This window comes from Caballeronia choica (genome assembly GCF_001544535.1).
Classification (GTDB): Bacteria; Pseudomonadota; Gammaproteobacteria; order Burkholderiales; family Burkholderiaceae; genus Caballeronia; species Caballeronia choica.
In genome coordinates this window covers 1-18,066 of the sequence record NZ_FCON02000075.1, presented here as the reverse complement: position 1 = coordinate 18,066, position 18,066 = coordinate 1, and the positions used below count along the sequence as shown (strand labels likewise).

The 18,066-nt window shown below is 64.5% G+C and carries 24 protein-coding genes; 14 read left to right on the top strand and 10 right to left on the bottom strand.

From position 1 onward, the window contains the following. Positions 1-85: 85 nt before the first annotated feature. The 4 genes from AWB68_RS26780 to AWB68_RS26765 all read left to right on the top strand — a co-directional run bounded on the left by AWB68_RS26780 (position 86) and on the right by AWB68_RS26765 (position 1,781). On the top strand, positions 86-418 hold the full coding sequence (locus AWB68_RS26780) for a hypothetical protein (protein ID WP_087647360.1): 333 nt from the start codon (positions 86-88) through the stop codon (positions 416-418). A gap of 13 nt (positions 419-431) precedes the next feature. Beyond that, positions 432-710, top strand: coding sequence for a hypothetical protein (locus tag AWB68_RS26775; protein WP_087647359.1), 279 nt, complete (start codon positions 432-434; stop codon positions 708-710). 270 nt (positions 711-980) lie between these two features. Beyond that, a complete protein-coding gene (locus tag AWB68_RS26770; RefSeq protein ID WP_087647383.1) occupies positions 981-1,289 on the top strand; it encodes a hypothetical protein in 309 nt (102 codons plus the stop codon). Between the two features lie 165 nt (positions 1,290-1,454). Next, positions 1,455-1,781, top strand: a complete 327-nt coding sequence (locus tag AWB68_RS26765) for a beta-xylosidase (RefSeq protein WP_125483049.1) — start codon at positions 1,455-1,457, stop codon at positions 1,779-1,781. Positions 1,782-1,794: 13 nt separating this feature from the next. On the opposite strand, the gene AWB68_RS26760 is transcribed toward AWB68_RS26765, so the two are convergent. Then, complete coding sequence (locus AWB68_RS26760; RefSeq protein WP_087647357.1) at positions 1,795-2,649, bottom strand: formate/nitrite transporter family protein; 855 nt, start codon at positions 2,647-2,649, stop codon at positions 1,795-1,797. 218 nt (positions 2,650-2,867) lie between these two features. Between AWB68_RS26760 and AWB68_RS26755 the strand changes: the two genes are divergently transcribed. From AWB68_RS26755 to AWB68_RS26735, 5 genes are all read left to right on the top strand, one after another. Next, complete coding sequence (locus AWB68_RS26755) at positions 2,868-4,064, top strand: fatty acid desaturase (protein WP_087647356.1); 1,197 nt, start codon at positions 2,868-2,870, stop codon at positions 4,062-4,064. A gap of 19 nt (positions 4,065-4,083) precedes the next feature. Next, positions 4,084-4,899, top strand: coding sequence for a phosphate/phosphite/phosphonate ABC transporter substrate-binding protein (locus tag AWB68_RS26750; protein ID WP_087647355.1), 816 nt, complete (start codon positions 4,084-4,086; stop codon positions 4,897-4,899). A gap of 138 nt (positions 4,900-5,037) precedes the next feature. Continuing rightward, positions 5,038-6,033, top strand: a complete 996-nt coding sequence (locus AWB68_RS26745) for a luciferase-like monooxygenase (RefSeq protein WP_087647354.1) — start codon at positions 5,038-5,040, stop codon at positions 6,031-6,033. A gap of 167 nt (positions 6,034-6,200) precedes the next feature. Continuing rightward, positions 6,201-6,446 (top strand): hypothetical protein, encoded by a 246-nt coding sequence (locus AWB68_RS26740; protein WP_087647382.1) that lies wholly within the window; start codon positions 6,201-6,203, stop codon positions 6,444-6,446. Positions 6,447-6,811: 365 nt separating this feature from the next. Then, entirely contained in the window at positions 6,812-7,084 is a 273-nt protein-coding gene (locus AWB68_RS26735; protein WP_235028522.1) for an H-NS family nucleoid-associated regulatory protein, read from the top strand. A gap of 123 nt (positions 7,085-7,207) precedes the next feature. Here AWB68_RS26735 and AWB68_RS26730 read toward each other — a convergent pair whose 3' ends face one another. Continuing rightward, the gene (locus tag AWB68_RS26730) at positions 7,208-7,660 is read right to left on the bottom strand and encodes a hypothetical protein (protein ID WP_235028521.1); all 453 of its coding nucleotides are present in this window, start codon (positions 7,658-7,660) and stop codon (positions 7,208-7,210) included. A gap of 102 nt (positions 7,661-7,762) precedes the next feature. Then, the gene (locus tag AWB68_RS26725) at positions 7,763-8,032 is read right to left on the bottom strand and encodes a transporter (protein WP_235028520.1); all 270 of its coding nucleotides are present in this window, start codon (positions 8,030-8,032) and stop codon (positions 7,763-7,765) included. Between AWB68_RS26725 and AWB68_RS48910 the strand changes: the two genes are divergently transcribed. The 4 genes from AWB68_RS48910 to AWB68_RS26715 all read left to right on the top strand — a co-directional run bounded on the left by AWB68_RS48910 (position 8,019) and on the right by AWB68_RS26715 (position 10,028). Beyond that, positions 8,019-8,393: a hypothetical protein gene (locus AWB68_RS48910; RefSeq protein WP_200828798.1), complete on the top strand. Its 375-nt coding sequence runs from the start codon at positions 8,019-8,021 to the stop codon at positions 8,391-8,393. The genes AWB68_RS26725 and AWB68_RS48910 overlap by 14 nt on opposite strands. Before the next feature lie 33 nt (positions 8,394-8,426). Continuing rightward, positions 8,427-8,624: a hypothetical protein gene (locus tag AWB68_RS46890; protein WP_125483047.1), complete on the top strand. Its 198-nt coding sequence runs from the start codon at positions 8,427-8,429 to the stop codon at positions 8,622-8,624. A gap of 343 nt (positions 8,625-8,967) precedes the next feature. Then, positions 8,968-9,372 carry a helix-turn-helix domain-containing protein gene (locus AWB68_RS26720; protein ID WP_087647380.1) on the top strand — a complete coding sequence of 135 codons (405 nt, stop codon included), beginning with the start codon at positions 8,968-8,970 and terminating at the stop codon, positions 9,370-9,372. Positions 9,373-9,419: 47 nt separating this feature from the next. Further along, complete coding sequence (locus AWB68_RS26715) at positions 9,420-10,028, top strand: copper-binding protein (RefSeq protein WP_087647351.1); 609 nt, start codon at positions 9,420-9,422, stop codon at positions 10,026-10,028. 170 nt (positions 10,029-10,198) lie between these two features. Here the strand turns inward: AWB68_RS26715 and rhaS are convergent, their stop codons facing one another. The 6 genes from rhaS to AWB68_RS26685 all read right to left on the bottom strand — a co-directional run bounded on the left by rhaS (position 10,199) and on the right by AWB68_RS26685 (position 16,134). Beyond that, positions 10,199-11,212, bottom strand: coding sequence for a rhamnose ABC transporter substrate-binding protein (gene rhaS / locus AWB68_RS26710; protein ID WP_087647350.1), 1,014 nt, complete (start codon positions 11,210-11,212; stop codon positions 10,199-10,201). A gap of 75 nt (positions 11,213-11,287) precedes the next feature. Then, positions 11,288-12,310 (bottom strand): ABC transporter permease, encoded by a 1,023-nt coding sequence (locus AWB68_RS26705; protein ID WP_087647349.1) that lies wholly within the window; start codon positions 12,308-12,310, stop codon positions 11,288-11,290. Then, positions 12,303-13,343, bottom strand: a complete 1,041-nt coding sequence (locus tag AWB68_RS26700; protein WP_087647348.1) for an ABC transporter permease — start codon at positions 13,341-13,343, stop codon at positions 12,303-12,305. Before AWB68_RS26700 ends, AWB68_RS26705 begins: the two co-directional genes overlap by 8 nt. Beyond that, complete coding sequence (locus AWB68_RS26695; protein ID WP_087647347.1) at positions 13,340-14,863, bottom strand: sugar ABC transporter ATP-binding protein; 1,524 nt, start codon at positions 14,861-14,863, stop codon at positions 13,340-13,342. Before AWB68_RS26695 ends, AWB68_RS26700 begins: the two co-directional genes overlap by 4 nt. A 30-nt stretch (positions 14,864-14,893) precedes the next feature. Further along, complete coding sequence (locus tag AWB68_RS26690; RefSeq protein ID WP_087647346.1) at positions 14,894-15,784, bottom strand: amidohydrolase family protein; 891 nt, start codon at positions 15,782-15,784, stop codon at positions 14,894-14,896. A gap of 35 nt (positions 15,785-15,819) precedes the next feature. Continuing rightward, positions 15,820-16,134: an L-rhamnose mutarotase gene (locus tag AWB68_RS26685; protein ID WP_087647345.1), complete on the bottom strand. Its 315-nt coding sequence runs from the start codon at positions 16,132-16,134 to the stop codon at positions 15,820-15,822. Between the two features lie 147 nt (positions 16,135-16,281). Here AWB68_RS26685 and AWB68_RS26680 point away from each other — a divergent pair, with 147 nt between their 5' ends. Beyond that, positions 16,282-17,229, top strand: a complete 948-nt coding sequence (locus AWB68_RS26680; protein WP_087647379.1) for a LysR family transcriptional regulator — start codon at positions 16,282-16,284, stop codon at positions 17,227-17,229. Here the strand turns inward: AWB68_RS26680 and lra1 are convergent. Beyond that, on the bottom strand, positions 17,216-17,998 hold the full coding sequence (lra1, locus tag AWB68_RS26675) for an L-rhamnose 1-dehydrogenase Lra1 (RefSeq protein ID WP_087647344.1): 783 nt from the start codon (positions 17,996-17,998) through the stop codon (positions 17,216-17,218). The genes AWB68_RS26680 and lra1 overlap by 14 nt on opposite strands. Positions 17,999-18,066: the final 68 nt, after the last annotated feature.

Here is an 18,066-nt window from a genome sequence, read left to right as displayed (position 1 = left end):
CCGCTTGCTGCCCTGACGGCTATCGGAACCGTAAGGGGGCTGTGATCTAATGTCGTATTCAGGAAGAGACCATCACAAAGGGACCATGAAAAAACTCGTCGCCGCCACGCTCGCGCTGCCGTTGCTGCTCAGCGCGTGCGCGTATTTTCACAACGAAGACGCCGGCCAGCCGGAAGTCGAAAAGGCGTCGCAGAATTCCGTCGACAGCATCGTCAAATGCGTCACCGACGAAGCCGACAAACACAATGCGCCCTACAAGAAAACGCCGATCCCGCAGGGCGTGATGCTCGAATTCGGCGAATCGAACGTTGTCAAGGTGCGCTTCGACAACGGCGAGACCAGCTACCGCTTCTATCCGGGCCAGCGCCACGCGTCGAATCTGTGGATCGAGGGCGCCAGCAAGAAGTGCGCGCCCTGAGGAGCGGCACACGATGCGCTCCACCAAGGCGATCAATGCCGTCGAACGGCTCAAGACGCGTAGCGGCAATCCGCAATACGCGGCCGTCAGCCTGAGTGGCGGCCTTTTCTATCTCGTCGACCGGTCGGCGAGCGGCGACCAGAAAGTCTCCACGCCGCTGCCGATGGACGACTTCGTCGCGTTCGTCAACGCGCTCAAGCCCGAGAAGCCGCGCAAGGTGAGCAAGCTCGATCTCGCGATGGAAGAGCAGATCAAGCGCAGCGGCAAGGCGCGCGACGCCGGCGAAAACTAGCTGCGTTTCGCCTCGCCATTTCCTTGGCTGTCAGGCGTCCACGTACGCCACGCCACAGCCCGATGAACTCCTCGTCCCGTTCGGCAAACCAGTGTGCGATGCCAGACGGAGCACCCACCCCCGCGTTGCGTACATTTTTGCAAACGGTCGCATAAACCAAAGGGGCCGCCTGAAACGACGACGAGCGTTCGGGCGAACGGGGTGCCCGCGCGGCGTCGGACGAGCATGTCGAGCGTCCGCTGCCGCGTGGCTGAAATGGTGACGAGCACAATGAAAAAGAAGAAAACCGAGACCACGGGCAGTCTCTTGCCCTCGGCTATGGCCGATGTCGAACTCCAGCATATCGAGCGCGCTCTCGCTCAGCTTCGAACGATGAGCGACCAGTCGTCGGGAACCCTGAACGTCGAATACTGGCGCGAGCGGCTCAGCGCCGTAATCGCCGGGCACGCGCTCGTGCCGGCGCAAAAGCGTCGCATCGACGCGTTGCGCGCCACGCTCGACGGCGTCGGCAAGGGTCCGCGCGACACCAAGCCCGGGCGCAGGAGAACGACCAATAGGCTTTGGGCGAAAGCGGCGTAGCAGTCGCGCCGCTTTCGCCCTTCGCGCCACGGCGCGACCCCATGCGCCGGCGCATCGCGACGGCGCGCCAGCTTGTTTCGCATGCTTCTCCCGCATCCGGGCGTGATACGTCCAGGCATCGATCGTGCTGTCCAGAAGAACCCTTGACGGTCTTCTGGAGTTCGCATGATCCCCTCTGGTACGTGTTCCCGGTTTGCGGGTTTGCGCCGCGTCGCCACGGCGGCCGTTGCGTGTTCGATCGCCGTATGCAGCAGCGACGGCTTCGCCCAGATCACGAGCGGCAGCGGCTCCGAACAGCAGGAAAGCCGCGCGTCGGCGATGGGCACGCAGCCCGGCGCAGCGGCACCGACCGTTCACGAATCGCAGGCGCCGCAATCGAAGGACGCCGCCGGCAAGAATCGTGGCGTCACCGCCGGCAAGGGTCACAAGACCGAAGGCGCCGGCGGCTTCAACAACGGCCTCTACGGCACCGGCGCCGGCAGCAACAAGTAGCGCCGGTGCCGGCTCAGTCCTGCGGGCGCGGCGTGCCGGTGATCTCGGGCGCGATCGCCGCATGGTTGACGATCGCGACGAGCGAGATCCCGCCGATCATGTTGCCGATGAACGTCGGCAGCAGGAACACGCCGAAGTAGTCGCCGATACTCGCCGCGCCGATCATCACCGCGTACGAAGCCTCGACCGACCCCGCGATCACATGCGAGAGCTTGCTCACGGCGACCGTGTACGTGATGAGCAGGATCGTGAGCAGACGCGCCGAGCGCGCGCTCGGCAGCAGCCACACCATCAGCGCAATCAGCCATCCCGCGAACATCCCGCGCACGACGGTCACGCCGAAGCTGCCGGTAAGCGGTGTCTGCGCGACCTTCGCGAGCGACTCGGTGACCTCCGGCGAGAACACGCCGCGAAACTGCAGGATCGACGCGAAGATCACGGTGCCCACGAGGTTGAAGAGCAGCACGATCGACCAGAGGCGCAGCGTCTTGAGGAACGTCTTCATGTCGCGCCGGGTCAGCACGGGCAGCACGGCGGAGAGCGTGCTTTCCGTGAACAGCTGCTGCCGGCCGAGGATCACGATGACGAAGCCGATCGTATAGCCGAAGCTCGACACGAGTCCGCGCCAGCTCGTGTCGGGCAGCGCGCTTTCGAGGATCGACTGCACGAGGAACGAAAACCCCATCGACAGCCCCGCCGCCAGCGCCGACCAGATCAGCGCGCCGGCGGTGCGCTCCATCGCCGCCTCGCCTTCCTCGCGCACGATCTCGTGGATGACGAGCGCCCGTGGCGTCGAATGCTCGGCGGCCTGGTCCTGCTCGTCGCGGCTCAAGTGCGGGGAATTGGAACCGGCTTGCTGTTCTGGCATGGACGTCTTTCTCCGGGGTGCCCGCCGACGTGTCGGCGGATGATCGGAGCCGTGCGGGATCGCCGGCTTGTCCGCTTAGGGGACGCATCGTTCAAGCAGGAAAGATGCCCGCGTTTGGCGCTTTTCCCGGGATCGGCAAAAGGTTAGGCGGAATCGTTGGTTGGGACGCGCCGGGCGCGTCGCTACCATGCTGACTCGCCATGACGCATCGAGTGCCCATGTCCCTTTATCTCGACGACCGACAACGCCAGGAAATCCAGCGCCTGCGCGCCTCATGGCGCTGGCGCAGCGAATGGCCGACCTGGCTCCTGATCGTGGGGATCTATGGCGGCTGGTTCGGGGTCGCGCTGATTGCGCGCACGCTTGGCATGCCGCTCGCGCTCGGCGCGCTGGCGGTGCTGTCGTGCTGGTACATGTCGCTGCAGCACGAACTGCTGCACGGCCATCCGACGCGCTCGGCGCTCGTCAACGCGCTCTTCGGCGTGGCGCCGCTCGCGGTGTGGTTCCCGTACGCGGTGTATCGCGAGTCGCACCTGCGCCATCACGACGACGAACACCTGACCGATCCCGCCCGCGATCCCGAAAGCTATTTCGTTTCGGCGCAGCGGTGGGAGGCGGCGGGCGCGGGAATGCGTCTGTTGCTCGCGCTCCGCAATACGTTCGTCGGCCGCCTGTTGCTCGGGCCCGCGTTTTCGATTGCGGGCGCGCTGCGCGATCTTGGAATTGCGATCCTCCGCCGGGACGTGCTCACTGTCGGGAGCTGGGCGCTCCATGGGACGCTGCTCGTTGCACTCGCGTACTGGCTCGACCGGCGGTGCGGCATCGGCTGGTTCGCGTTCATGTTCGGCGTGGGCTATCCGGCGCTCGCGCTCGGCGCGGTGCGTTCGTTTCACGAACACCGCGCCGTCGAAGATGCGTCGCAGCGCACCGTCATTAACGAAGCGGGCTGGTTCTGGCGGCTGCTGTTCCTGAACAACAACTACCACGCGGTTCATCACGATCTGCCGTGCGTGCCGTGGTTCGCGCTCGGGACGGTTTATCGCGGACGGCGGGCAGCCTACGCCGAGCGCAACGGGCGCTTTGTCGTGCACGGATACGGCGAATGGCTGGCGAAGTTCGCCGTTTCGATGGTCGCGCCAGTCGTGCATCCGGTCTTGCATCCGCTCGGGCGGCAAGCCGCTGCGGCAAGCGTGCGCCCGGCCGCGCAGGCGGCCACGCGCTTGCGGACCGTGCGAGAGAGCGACCCCGCGCGCCTCGAACCGGCGACGCCGCGCACGGCGGCACTTGCCATGCGGGCGGCGCCCGTGACGCCCAACGCCGCGCTTATCGTGCAAACTAGGCCGCAATCGGCGCACGAGCACCTGGCCTTCGCCAAGGTCACGGCCAACGACGCCTCGACTCGCCTCGCAAGCTGATTCGCCGAGCATCACCGTCATGCACTGGATCGCCGCCTTGCCGATGTACAACGTGACGCCCGCGCTCGCTGCCGACTGGCGCGCGCTGCTCGCGCGCGTTCACGCACGCGTCGCGGACTGGCTCGCGGCACGCGGCGATACCCTCGCGATCGTCGAATCCAACGAACCGCTTGAGCGCTTCTGGCTGCGCGACGATCTGCTGCTCTCGCAGACCTGCGGCTATCCGCTGGTTCACGCGCTCGCGGACCGCGTGCGCCTGATCGCCACGCCCGATTTCGACATCGACGGCTGCGCTGGCGGCAACTATCACAGCGTGCTGGTGACGGCCGCGCGCTTGACAGCGGCGTCGCTCGAAGCATGCCGCGGCCTGCGCGCCGCCTACAATGGCGACGATTCGAACAGCGGCATGAACCTTTTCCGTCACGCGGTCGCGCCGCTCGCGGAAGGCGGACCGTTCTTTTCCAGCGTGCTGAAAACCGGCGGGCATCTTGCGTCGCTGCGGGCGCTGGCGATCGATCGAACCGCCGACGTCGCCGCCATCGACTGCGTGACGTTTGCATTCGTCCGCGAACACCTGCCGGAGCTTGCGGGCGGAGTGCGCGAAATCGGCGTCACGGCAAGCGCGCCGGGTCTGCCGTTCATCGCGTCGAACGCGTTGCCGGCCGACGCAGCCACCCTCCTCGCCGACGCACTCGACGCCGCCGTGCGCGTGCATCCCGAGCTTGCCCGGCGGCTGAAACTGAAGGGCTTCGTCCGCCGCCCGGCCGGCGATTACCAATCGATCCTCGCGATGGAGGGCGCGGCCATCGCGCGCGGCTACCCGGTACTCGCGTAACGCGAGCGCCCGAATAACCCTACCGCCAGTGCAATCGGCACGTTTTCACGACTTTCGGCACAATCGGCTTTTAAGCAAGCGTTGTCAGGCACGGCCCGCCGCGGCCGCCTCGACGCGCCAAGCCACCGGAACCGCCGAATGATCCCCTTCTCAGTCCTCGATTTATCCCCGATTCCTGCCGGCGCCACCGCCGCCGACGCATTCCGCCACTCGCTCGATCTCGCCCGGCACGCCGAAAAGTGGGGCTACCTGCGCTACTGGCTCGCCGAACATCACAACATGACGGGCATCGCGAGCGCGGCGACCTCGGTGGTGATCGGCCATATCGCGGGCGGCACGAAGACGATCCGCGTCGGCTCGGGCGGCGTGATGCTGCCCAACCACGCGCCGCTCGTGATCGCCGAGCAGTTCGGCACGCTGGCGTCGCTGTATCCGGGGCGCATCGACCTGGGCCTCGGCCGCGCGCCCGGCACCGACCAGACCACGGCCCGCGCGCTGCGCCGCGACCTGCAAGGCGGCGCGGACACATTCCCGGACGACGTCGTCGAGTTGCAGCGTTATTTCGCCGATCCGGTCGAAGGCCAGCGGGTGCGTGCCGTGCCCGGTGCGGGCCTGAACGTGCCGATCTGGCTGCTCGGCTCGTCGCTTTTCAGCGCGCAGCTCGCCGCCGCGCTCGGCTTGCCGTTCGCGTTCGCGTCGCACTTCGCGCCCGACTACCTGCTGACGGCGCTCCGGGTCTATCGCGCGCAGTTCCGGCCGTCGAAGACGCTTGCGAAGCCCTATGCGATGGTCGGCGTCAATGTCTTCGCCGCCGATCGCACGGAAGACGCCGAGTTCCTCTTCACGTCGCTGCAACAGCAGTTCATCAACCTGCGACGCGGCACACCCGGCCAGTTGCCGCCGCCCACGCACGACATCGCGTGGAGCGACGCCGAGCGTGCGGGCGTCGAACAGTCACTCGCGTGCTCGGTGATCGGCGACCCGGCGCAGGTGCGCGCGGGGCTCGCGTCGGTGATCGAGCAGACCGAGGCCGACGAGCTCATCGTGACGGCGCAGATCTTCGATCACGCTGCGCGCCTGCGTTCGTTCGAAATCACGGCTCAGGCGCACGCGGCACTGGCCGGCACGGACTGAACAGCGAAAGCGCGATAACGCCATGCGCCTCTGGACGCGCGGAAATTTGGCAAGCAATAATGGGATCGTCGCCGGGTCGATGGGAAAGGGCCGGGCACGATTGCCGTGCACGGCCTGGCGCCGCGAACACAAACCAATCACATCGGAAACCGCAACGGAGAATGGTGATGCCAAGAAGTCCCGCCACAGGATCGATGACCTTGCTGACGGAATGCGATGAAGCGACCGGGCAGGAACTGCGCTCGCTGCGCCTCGTGCCGGCCGACGATGGCAAGGCCGTGCTGCTGATCGAAATCGACGAACGCAAGGCCGGCATTCACCGCGAAGTGCGCTATGAAATTACGCCTGCGGAATTGATTGCGGCCATTCGCGCGCATGGCGCCGAATTGCCGGGCGAACAACATAATCGCTAGAATCGTTTAGCGCTTGCACCAAGCGGCATATAATAGAGCGCATCGAGGTTTTGAAGCGCCTTGGGGTCGCTGGCCGGCTTCCCGGATTTCGTAAAAACACCTTTACGTGCCCGTCTTCGCAACGCCCGCCAGCCGCGCGCCAAAGCGCTGCCGTCCCCGTTTCGGGGCATTTTGGCATTTGCGGTATTACACTAATTGACGCGCGGTTCGCCGCGCGACACGCTTTGTAAAAACCATTTAACACTCATCGAACCGCCCGGTCCGCGCGGGATATCGGTTCGCCTTCCAGAAAGTAAAAAAGCTGAATCAGGACAGCCGTGGACGAAAGAAAGCGAGACAGCATCATTGCCTATTTGCGCAGCCGAATGGCTGAGTTCGGCATTACCGAATCGGCGCTGGCCGAAGCCCTGGCCGACGTGCCCGTGCCCGCGTCACCCATTCCCTCGAAGGCCAACGGCACCAACCAGCCATCGAAGCGGGCGATGCCGCAGATGCCTTCCATGCCGTATGGCGACAATGGCACGAGGCCCGTGTTCAGGAACGCGAGTGGCGATACATGGGACGGCATCGGCGATATGCCCGAGTGGCTCAAGCGCGCCGTCCACGCCGGGCAGGACATCGAGTTTTACCGGGTCTGATGCTGATTTGATGCGGGCTTGATCACGCGACGCTGCGCGACGCGAGCGTCGTCGCGCGGCGGCGCGCTTCATCGGAGCCGCTTCATCGGTGTCAACTCATCGCGTCAACTCATCGGCGTCAACTCATGCGCACGCGCTTTCGGCGCGTCGGGCGCCCTCGGTCGACTGGCGTGCGTGCTCGTAGACGCGAGCGCGTTCCGCCGTCGCAATGAGGCGCTTCTGCTTCATGGTCGCGTTCTGCAACGGCGACGATCCGACGACCGCCGCATATTCCCTCATGCGATTCCTGCGAAAGCGTTGAAAGAAATCCGGGCCGGGCAATCCGTTGTCGCAGGCGAGCAGTACGCCGTAATCGACCGACGACACGTCGGCGAGCGTGCGCACGGCCACCTCCAGCACCCGATAACGCTCGGTGAGCGGCACCGTGCGCTCGAACATCGCGTGGAATTTGACGTAGGGCAGCACGCCGTCGTTCGACGCCGCGCGCACGAGGGCGCGAGTGACGCGCTGGGCCGTGGGCTGCGTCGCCGATTGAGTCGGCGATTGAGGCGTCGATCGGGTCGTCGGGGTATCCATGAAGGCTCCTTTCTCAATTGCTCGTGTCCGGATTCATCCGCGTAACGCGTAACCGCACGCGCAGGACGCGGGGCCTGCTCACAGCGCGCGTTCGCGCGCTTCTCACTCGAAGGTCGCGCTGAGCGAAGGCTCCACCGCAATACCCTTGGGCCGGTTGTGCGCCTCGACCTCATTGACCCAGCGCAGCGCAGCCGAAATCGCCGTCTTTCCGACCTTGCCGCCCCACGTGACGAGCGGACCCAGCCCGACGGAATTGCCGTTCGCGCCGTTCGTCAGGTTCGCGACGCCGCCGGTATCGTTGCCAATCTGCTGCACCCAGCCGCCGATCACGCCGACGCCCCAGCCGTTCTTGAAGCGCTTGAGCGCCGGCACGTCGAGGGCGGCCAGGCGCGACGATGAAATCGATCTCCGACCTGAACACCTTGTCGATGCCGGGCAGCGCCTTGCCATTCCAGTGCGGTCCCGCGAACGGGTGGTTGCTCATCGAAGCCCTCTCGCTCGTGCTCGGTTGTTGCTCTTGCTGGTGTCGTTCGCGCGCGTCCGCGCGTTGGCGCAAAAGATCCGCATGGAGATAACACTCGCCACGGACGTTAATCGCGATTCGATGATTCGCTTTCGCCGAAACCGGCCGATTGATTTTCAACCCGTGCTTTGTGTTTCGCCTTTACGCGCCTTTACGGTTTGCGCGATTCAAGAAGCGCGCGCGTCCACCCGCCATTTGAAAATGGCGTGAAGAAACAACGGATTCGAAAACGGTCTGCGCAACGTGCCGGCCCTTTCAACCATCAAGGGCGTCAAAGGCCGTAATGCACCGCGCTATTCGAAAAGCAAAACCCGGCTGGCGGGCAAGAACAAAGAGCAGGCCATGCACGTTCCTCGAAAAACGCGGGCGGGCGTGCGGATTAGCATCCGCACGGCTTTTTCCTTACAACTGGCTTATGTCGCTGCTTTTTTAAGATGCTAACAAACGTTTTTCGATGGCGCCAAGAACATTTTGTTACGGACGCAGAATTCGAAGCGCAGGCGTTCAAATTTCGCCTGAATGTTCCGACCACTTAATACCTCTGCTTTATTCGCGCATAGTCAAAACTGAATGAAAATTCAAGGATAAAAATTTGGGGGGTTTTTTTCCCAATTCCTCGCAAAAACGGTTATTGATACGGGTTGTAAGCAGCTTCGGGATATCGGCATCGGTAATATCGAATGTGCTTTCCTGCAATTGCGGGCCGCGCCGTTTGCCACAAGCGCGCTCGCCGGACGGCACGGGCAACACCCGCATTCTTGCGATCACAACGACGAGTGCGCAGATGCTTTCTCGACCAGAAAACCTTCCGAGCGTCGTACGCAGGATGAGGGCCGGCCAGATGCTGCTCGACGGCGCATCGGTCGAGGCTGTCGCCGACGAGCTGCATCTCTCGACCCAAACGGTGAAGCGCTATCAGGCGATCGTCGCGGCCGGGGGACTCGAAGCGCTGCAGAAGATGGGTGTCGGCGGACGGGCTTCCGTGCTCGACCAGCAAGCGCTCGAATGGATCGCCGCCGCGCTCAAGGGCTCGGCTCGCCAGCATGGCTTCGAAAGCGACGCGTGGACCAACGCGCGCTTGCGCGCGCTGATCGAGCAACGCTACGGCGTGCGCTTTTCGCGCGTCTACATCTGGCAGATCGCCACGAACCTCGGGCTCGGGCATCTGCTTTCGAAATCGCGGCGCTAGGTGTGTCGCGCCGACCGTTCTCTCACTACTTGTCGAAGGAGCACCGCATGTCACTTCAAGCTCAACCACGCGCCCTGCGCACGGCGCTCGTGCGCGCCGCCGTCGTCGCCGCGCTCGCCGCGAGCCATCCGGCTCTCGCCCAGAACGCGGCATCGGGCGCGGGCACCGATGCGCGCGGCGCTGCCGTCGTCGCGGAAGTGCAGGCGCATGTGGTCGGCATCGATCCGGCGACCAACAGCGTGGCTCTGCAAGGGCCGCGAGGACGGATCGTCGACGTCGCGGTCAACCCGGAAGTGGGCGACGTCAAGAAGCTGCGTATCGGCGATACGGTCAATATCCAGTACCGCAACGCGCTGCTCGTGCGGGCGACGAAGGTGAAGTCGAACGGGATACGCGAGCGGGTCGAAACAGAGGCGACCATTCCCGCTTCGGGCGGCGTGACGGCGACGGCGCGCAGCGTCCAGATTCTCGCGACCATCCAGAAGATCGATGCGAAGAAGCGGGAGATCACGTTGCGCGGGCCGAGCCGCACGGAGGTGTTTGAGGTTTCGCCCGATGTTTCGCTTAAGGATCTGAAAGTGGGCGACACCGTGCAGGCCGAGTTCGTCTCGGCGACCGCCATACAAGTGACGCGCAGTGGCACTGCGGTGAAATGACGGCGGAGTTGTCCACCGATTCTGTTGAAAAACTTGTGGATAGCTCCTGCGCTAGCGAGGCAACGCGCTGATCGGGAAGGGTTTTCCCACGCCGCCCCAACAAGCGGCGCCCGATGACAAAAAGCGCAACGCCCTGTCGGGCGTTGCGCTTTGCCGAAAGACCGCTCGCGTCAGAAGTTGAAGTTGTCGATGTTGGCGCTGTCGAACGTGGTCGGCGGTCCGAGGATTACTTCGCCGCTCTTGCCGACCGTGCGCTTGCCGAGCTTGCCCGCTTCGAACGAATCGCCTTCCTTGCCGGTGATCGTGCCCGACGCGAGATTGGCTGCCGCGAACGCCGCGAGATAACCCAGTTGACCCGGATCCCACAACTGGAACGCCTTCACGGTGCCGTTCTTCACGAACGCGCGCATCTGGTTCGGCGTGCCGAGTCCGGTCACGACGACCTTGCCCTTCGCCGGCGACGACTGGATATAACGCGCCGCCGCCGCGATGCCGACCGACGTCGGCGCAACGATACCCTTTAGGTTCGGATACGCCTGCAACAAGCCCTGCGTCTCGACGAAGGATTTCTGGTCGTCGTCGTTGCCGTAGGCGATCTTCACGAGCTTGAGCTTCGCATACTCCGGCTTCTTCAGTTCCTCCTGCATCCACTTGATCCACGTATTCTGGTTCGTCGCGTTCGGCGTTGCGGAGAGAATCGCGAACTCGCCCTCGCCGCCGACGAGCTTCGACAGCAACTGGATCTGTCCGCGTCCGATGGCTTCGGAATCGGCCTGGTTGACGAAGATCTGGCGTCCGTCGGGTGCGGTATCGGAGTCGAAGGTCACGACCTTGATCCCTTGCGACATTGCCTTCTTCAGATAAGGCACGACCGCGTTGGCATCGTTCGCGGCGATCACGACCGCGTCCTGTTTTTGCGTGATCAGCGTGTTGATGTAGGACACCTGCGACGAAGCGCCCGCATCCGACGGCCCCACCACCTTGCCCTGCCCCTTCATCTCCTTGATCGCGGCCATGCCACCATCGTCGGCGATCACTTCGTACGGGTTGTTGATCTGCTTGGGCACGAAGGCGATCTTGAGGCCGCTCTTCAGCTCGGCGGCGCCGGCCGTCATCGCCACGCACGCCGCCAGCAACGCGGCGGCGACCACCGGCTGGCGGATCGATCGAAATGGTCTGAACATGGGCTTGAGTCTCCTGATATCGCGCGCAGCTTCGCTTGGGGCGAAGTCTTCGACGCGCCGGTTATGAAAACATCCTTACAGCGCTTGAGTCGTTTGAGTCGTTCGAGTCATGAGGCGTTTCTCGCGCGTCGCCCTCCAGCGTGCGACGAGGTTCGGGATCAGCACCGACGAGAGCAACAACGCGCCGGTCACGATGGTGAGCGTTTCGCTCGATACGTCCGCGAGCGTCAGCGCATTGCGCAAGACGCCGATGATGAGCAGCGACAGCAGCACGCCGAACATCGATCCGCGTCCGCCGAAGATGCTCACGCCGCCGAACAGCACGGCCGCGATCACCGACAGCTCGAAGCCCTCGCCATTGTCGCCGCGAGCGCTCGTGAAGCGCAGCGTGTACACCACGCCCGCGAGCGCGGCCATCGCGCCCGAGAGCATGAAGAGCCTGAGCTTGGTCCGCGCGACGTCGATGCCGGAGAACTGCGCCGCCACCGGGTTCGCGCCGATCGCATAGAGGCTGCGGCCAAAGGGCGTCGCCTGCAACAGCACCGTGAAGACGATCGCACCGAGTATCACGAGGATGAACGGCATCGGCAGGAAGGTGGCGGCAAGCGTATCGATGCCGAACGCCGTGTACGACGCCGGAAAGTCCGCGATCGCCTGGTCGCCGAGCAGCACGTAAGCGAGACCGCGAAAGAGTGCGAGCGTGCCGATGGTGACCGCCAGCGACGGCAGGTTGAAGCGCACGATCACCAGGCCGTTGAGCAGGCCCGCGAGCGTCCCGGCAACCAGCACGATCGCGATGACGAGCGGCATCGGCAGGCCCATGTGCCACAGCACGCCCATCAGCGCGCTCGACGCGCCGAGGACGGACGCCACCGACAGATCGATCTCGGCGGCGATGATGATGAGCGTCATCGGCAGCGCGATCAGGGCGATTTCCGTGAAGTCGGCGAGCATGTTCGAGAGGTTCGCGCCGGAGAGGAACATCGGCGAAAGCACGCGCCCTCCGGCAAGCGACACGACGAGCACGATCACGAGCATCGCTTCCCATTGCAGGTGGCGGCGCTTCGTGGTGGACAAAGCGGAATCGGGTTTAGCCATGATCGCGTTTCCTCATCATGCGTTTGGCGACGGAGCGCGCGAGCAGCGTATCGAGCGTGATCGCCGCGACGATCAGTGCGCCCTGAATCGCCTGCTGCCAGAAAGGCGACACGCGCAATACGACGAGCGCGATGTTGATCACGCCGAGCACGAGCGCGCCGAGCGTCGCGCCCATCACCGTGCCCACGCCGCCCGTGATCGCCACGCTGCCGACCACCGCCGCCGCGACCACCTGCAATTCGATGCCCTTCGCCGTGCTGGCATCGACGGTGCCGAAGCGCGCGAGCCACAGCACGCCGGCAAGCCCGGCGATCGCGCCCGACAACAGGAAGCCGATCATCACGCGCCGCTCGACGCGAATCCCCGCGAGCCGCGCGGCTTCCGGGTTCGAGCCGATCGCGTAATGCTCGCGCCCGCCGCGATATTGCTTCAGATACACCGCGAGTCCGACGAGCACCACGAGCGCAATCAGAACGAGGTTCGGCACGCCTAAGAGCGAGCCGGTCGCGATCAGCGCGAAGCTGTCGGGCAGGCTCGTCGCGTTGATCTGGCCGCCGTGGACCCACGCGTAATCGGCACCGCGCACGATGTAGAGCGTCGAGAGCGTCGCGACCAGCGACGGCACGCGGCCAAAGGTAATCAGCGCACCGTTCAGCGCGCCGATGGCGAGCCCGATGCCGATGCCCGCGAGCATCGCGGCGAGCACCGGCATGTGCGGGAACAGCACGAAGAGACTGCCGACCGCATAAGCGCTCACGCCGACGATCGACGCGACCGACAAATCGATGTGCCGCATCAGCATCACGACCGTCATGCCCGCGGTCAGCAGGCCGATGATCGATACGTTGAGCAGCACGTCGCGCAGGTTCTGCAGGTTCAGGAACTCGGGCTTGACGGCGGCCGTCGCGACGATGAGGGCAAGCAGCACGACAAAGAGCGTCGCTTCGCGGCTCTTCACGAGGCCGCCGAGGATGCTCTGGCGCTTGTGCTTCGGCGCGTGCATGGCGGGCATGGTCGAGGAATGTCGTGTCATGCGGCCCGCCCCAACGCTTGCGACGATGCGCCCAATGCCGCGCTCATCACTCGTTCCTCGCTGGCATCGGCGCGCGCGATATCGGCGCTGATGCGGCCCTCGTGCATCACGAGCACGCGGTCGGCCATGCCGAGCACTTCGGGCAGTTCGCTCGAAATCATCAGCACCGCCATGCCTTCGCGCACGAGCTCCGCTAGCGTCCTGTAGACCTCCGCCTTCGCGCCGACATCGATGCCGCGCGTCGGTTCGTCGATGATCAGCACCTTCGGATGGGTCGCGAGCCACTTGCCGAGCACGACCTTCTGCTGGTTGCCGCCCGAGAGCGTCCCGACCGGCGCATCGAGATCGCCTGCCTTCAGGCGCAGCCGCTTGCCCCAGTCGGCGGCGAGCGTCGATTCGCTCTTCGCCGAGATGAGACCGTGTTTCATCAGGCGCCCGAGCACGGTCAGCGATGCGTTGCGCGCGATGCTCAATTCCAGCGCGAGCCCTTGCGCGCGACGGTCCTCGGGCACGAGCGCGAGACCCGCGCTGACCGCTACAGCCGGCTTGCCCAACGCGAGCGGCTTGCCCGCGATCTTCACTTCGCCCGCGTCGACGGGATCGATGCCGAAGATCGCCCGCGCCACTTCGCTGCGCCCCGCGCCGACGAGTCCCGCCAGCGCGACGATCTCGCCTGCGTGGACGTCGAACGATATGTTCTTGAACACGCCATCCCGCGTGAGTCCACGCACCGACAACCGCACCTCGCCGCGTGCGACCTCGGCCTTCGGATAGAACGTGTCGAGATCGCGGCCGACCATCTTGCTCACGATCGCGTCGATGGTCATGTCGGCGGTGAGCGCGTCGAACACCTTCACGCCATCGCGCATGATGGTCATGCGCTGGGTCAGCGCAAACACTTCGTCGAGCCGGTGCGTGATGAAGAGAATCGCGACGTCGCGTTCACGCAGCGCCCGCACGATCGCAAAGAGGCGCTCGACTTCGGGCAGCGAAAGCGCGGCCGTCGGTTCGTCCATGATCAGCACGTTCGCATTGAGCGAGAGCGCCTTTGCAATCTCGACCACTTGCTGGTCCGCGATCGACAAGCCGCGCACGAGCCGCTCGGCGCGCAGGTTCACGCCGAGCGTCGCGAGCAACGCATCGACCTCGCGATTCATCTCGTCGTAGCGGATGCGGCGCAGGCGATCGCGCGGCTGACGGCCCATGAAGATGTTCTCGGCGATCGAGAGATCGGCGAACAGCGTCGGCTCCTGATAGATCACGGCGAGCCCCGCATCGCGTGCCTCGGCAGGATTGGAAAACTGGCGCGCGACGCCATCGACCAGCAGTTCGCCCGTATCCGGCTGATGCACGCCCGCGAGTATCTTCACGAGCGTCGACTTGCCCGCGCCGTTCTCGCCGAGCAGCGCGTGCACTTCACCCGGCCATAGTTGCAGGCTGCCGTCGCCGAGCGCGCGCACGCGCCCGAACGACTTGCTCGCATGCCGCAGTTCTAGCCGCGGCGTTGTGCTGTCTGTCATGCATGTCTCCCATACAACTTGTTGCTGCACTCAAATCCGGTAAATGCGTTCCGCGTTACGCCTGAAGAGTGCATCCTTTTCGCTGGCGCTCGCATCGCCCACAATCGACGCATACGCATTCCACAGCGCCCCATACGACGCAAACAAGCGGTCGACTGGAAAGTTCGATGCGAACATCGCGCGCTCGCAGCCAAACGCATCGATGGTTTCGAGCACGTAAGGCCGGAAGCTCTCGACGGTCCATGCGTGATCGAACATCGCGAGCCCGCTGATCTTCACCGCGACGTTCTCGCATGTGGCGAGCGCGCGCATGCCGTCGCGCCATGCGCGATAGCCCTGCACCGACGAACGATCGACGAACATGCCCGCATGGTTCACGATGAACTGCGTCTCGTGATGCTCGCGTGCGAGCGCGGCGGCATCGCTCATTTGCGACGGATAAAGCTGCAAGTCGAACGACATCGCGTGGCGCTTGAGCAAACCGAAATTCCTGCGCCATGCGGCGTCATGCATATAGTGACGGCCCACGTAGTCGTAGAGCGGATTCGCATGCACGTTGAGGATCTGCCGGATACCGCGTGTATTCGCGAATGCCGCGTGCGCTTCGAGCACGGCCTCCGCGTTGTCCGCCGACAAATCCGCGCCCGCCACGATGCCATTCGGCATGCCGCGTCCAACGCCCTCGGCGATGCCTTGCAGCCAGCGCGTCTCTTCGACGGGATCGGCCGGATCGTGATTCGCATCGACGTGCACGAGCTTCAGCACTTCGATACCTTCCGCATCCTTCAGCAGATCGCCGAGCAGATAGTCGTGCTTCAACTCGCGCGCATCGCCGACGAATGAGGTCTGCGGGTTCGCCAGCCACGGATAGTGATGCGTCTTCAGGTCCCACAAATGAATATGCGGATCGACAACCTGCATGTTGGAGTCCTCGTGCCGCGGTTACGCCACAGGTTTCAGGGAAGATGAAAGACCGGAACGAGCGGAATCGATCGAGGCGACAGGTCCGCGTTCGTCTCCATGAGTTCGGCCATGCTTTCCCACCATTTGCGCATGACCGGAAGCGAGGGCAACGCGTCGGTCGTATGCGACGCTTCGCGCTTGAACGTGGCGAACAGGTGCCCGGTCGATTCGTCGAGAAAGATCCAGTAGTCGCGGATGCCCGCGGCGCGCAGCGCGTCGGCCAGCTCCGGCCATATCTCGCGATGACGCCGCTCGTATTCGTCGCGCGTGCCCGGCTTCAGGGTCATTCGAAACGCAAGTGTCTCCATTGCGGCCCGCCCTTTGATCGTTTTTTGATCGTTGAAAGTATGTTTATCCAGGCTCTTGTGCTGCGACTATAATGCGCCGACCGATAACATCACAATCCGATTGCAGGATTGGCCGATCGCAAAACCGTATCGCTCGAGCGCGCCGCAATGAACGAAAACCTGTCCCATGCCCTCGTCAACCGGCTGAAATTCAAGCACCTCGCCCTGCTCGTCGCGCTCGACGACGCCCGCAACCTGCACCAGGCCGCCGACACGATCAACGTCGCCCAGCCGAGCGCGAGCCGCATGCTCTCCGACATCGAGGAAGCGCTTGGCTTCCTGCTCTTCGAGCGCAACGCGCGCGGCATGCAGCCCACGCCGCTCGGCACCGTCACGCTCGCCTACGCGCGCCGCTCGCTCGCGGACCTGACGCGCTTCGCCGCCGATCTCGAAAGCAAGCGGCGCGGCGGCCACGGCCAACTGACGGTCGGCGCGATCATGGGCGCCGCGCCCGACGTGCTGGCGATGGCGGTAGCCGAACTCAAGTCGGAGCGGCCGCTGCTGAACGTGCGCATACTCGGCGAAACGAGCGATCAGGTTGTGCAACTGCTGCACCGCCGCGAAGTCGATCTCGCGCTCGGACGCCTCACCACGCCGCTGCAACACAACGACTTCGATTTCGAACCGCTTGCGCGCGAAGCGATGCGGCTCGTCGTGCGCGCGAGGCACCCGCTTGCCGGCCGCGCGCCGCTTGCGCTCGATGCGCTCATCGCATGGCCGTGGATTCTTCAGCCGATCACGAGTCCGGCGCGCGGTCTCTTCGAAGAAGAACTTGCGCGCGCGGGACTTTCGTCGCCGTCGAACGTGGTCGAATGCGCATCGATCTTCGCGACGCTGCAACTGCTGCAAAACAGCGACGCCGTCGCGATGCTGCCGGAATCCGTCGTGCGTGACTACCTGCGTGCGCAGTTGCTGATCGAACTGCCGGTCGAGATCGGCAAGAGCCTGTCCGGCTTCGGCTTGCTGCGCCGCAAAGCCGAAACGTTGAGCGAGCCGGCCGAATACTTCATCGCGCTGTTGCGCAAGTACTCGGTGGGTTCGCTCACTGCAGGTTGACGAACAGGCCGCCATCGACGAGCAGCGACGCGCCTGTCACATAGCGCGCGCGGTCTGAGGCGAGGAACACGACGCATTGCGCGACGTCGTCGGGTTCGCCGAGCCGGCCTAGCGGGATGCGCTTTTCCATGTATTCGCGCTTGGCGGTGTCGGCGAGATCGTCGGCGTTCAGGTCGGTTGCGATCGTGCCCGGCATGACCGAATTGCAGCGGATGCCGTAGGGGCCGAGCGCGATCGCGCACGACTGCATCAGCGAATGGACGCCTGCTTTGGTCGGCGTGTAATGCGTTTGCATGCCACCGCCGACGAGCGCGCTGATCGAGCTCGTCGCGACGATTGCACCGCCGGTGCCTTGCTGTTTCATCTGGTTCGCGACGGCCTGGGTCACGTAGAACGCGCCGTTCAGGTTCACCGCGACGGTCGTCTCGTACACCGATGCGGGCATGTCGAGGAATGCGTGGAATGGGCAAATGCCGGCGTTGCTCGCGAGGACATCGATGTGGCCGAAGGCCTCGACTGTACGGTTCACGAGATGCACGCCGGTTTCCGGCTCCGCGACGTTGCCTTCGATTGCGATTACGCGGCGTCCAAGGGCTTCGATCTCGCCGACGATTTCCTCTACTGCTGAGAGCTTTCCGTAGGATTTGTCGTTGTCGCCCCAGTAGTTGATTGCGATGTCCGCGCCTTCTTTGGCGCTCGCTAGCGCTATCGCGCGGCCTATGCCGCGGGAGCCGCCGGTTACGATTACCACTTTGTTTTCTAGTAGCACATTAGACTCCGGTTTTTTTCGCTGGCGCTTGGGGTTGGGGTTGGGGTTGGGGTTGGGGTTGGGGTTGG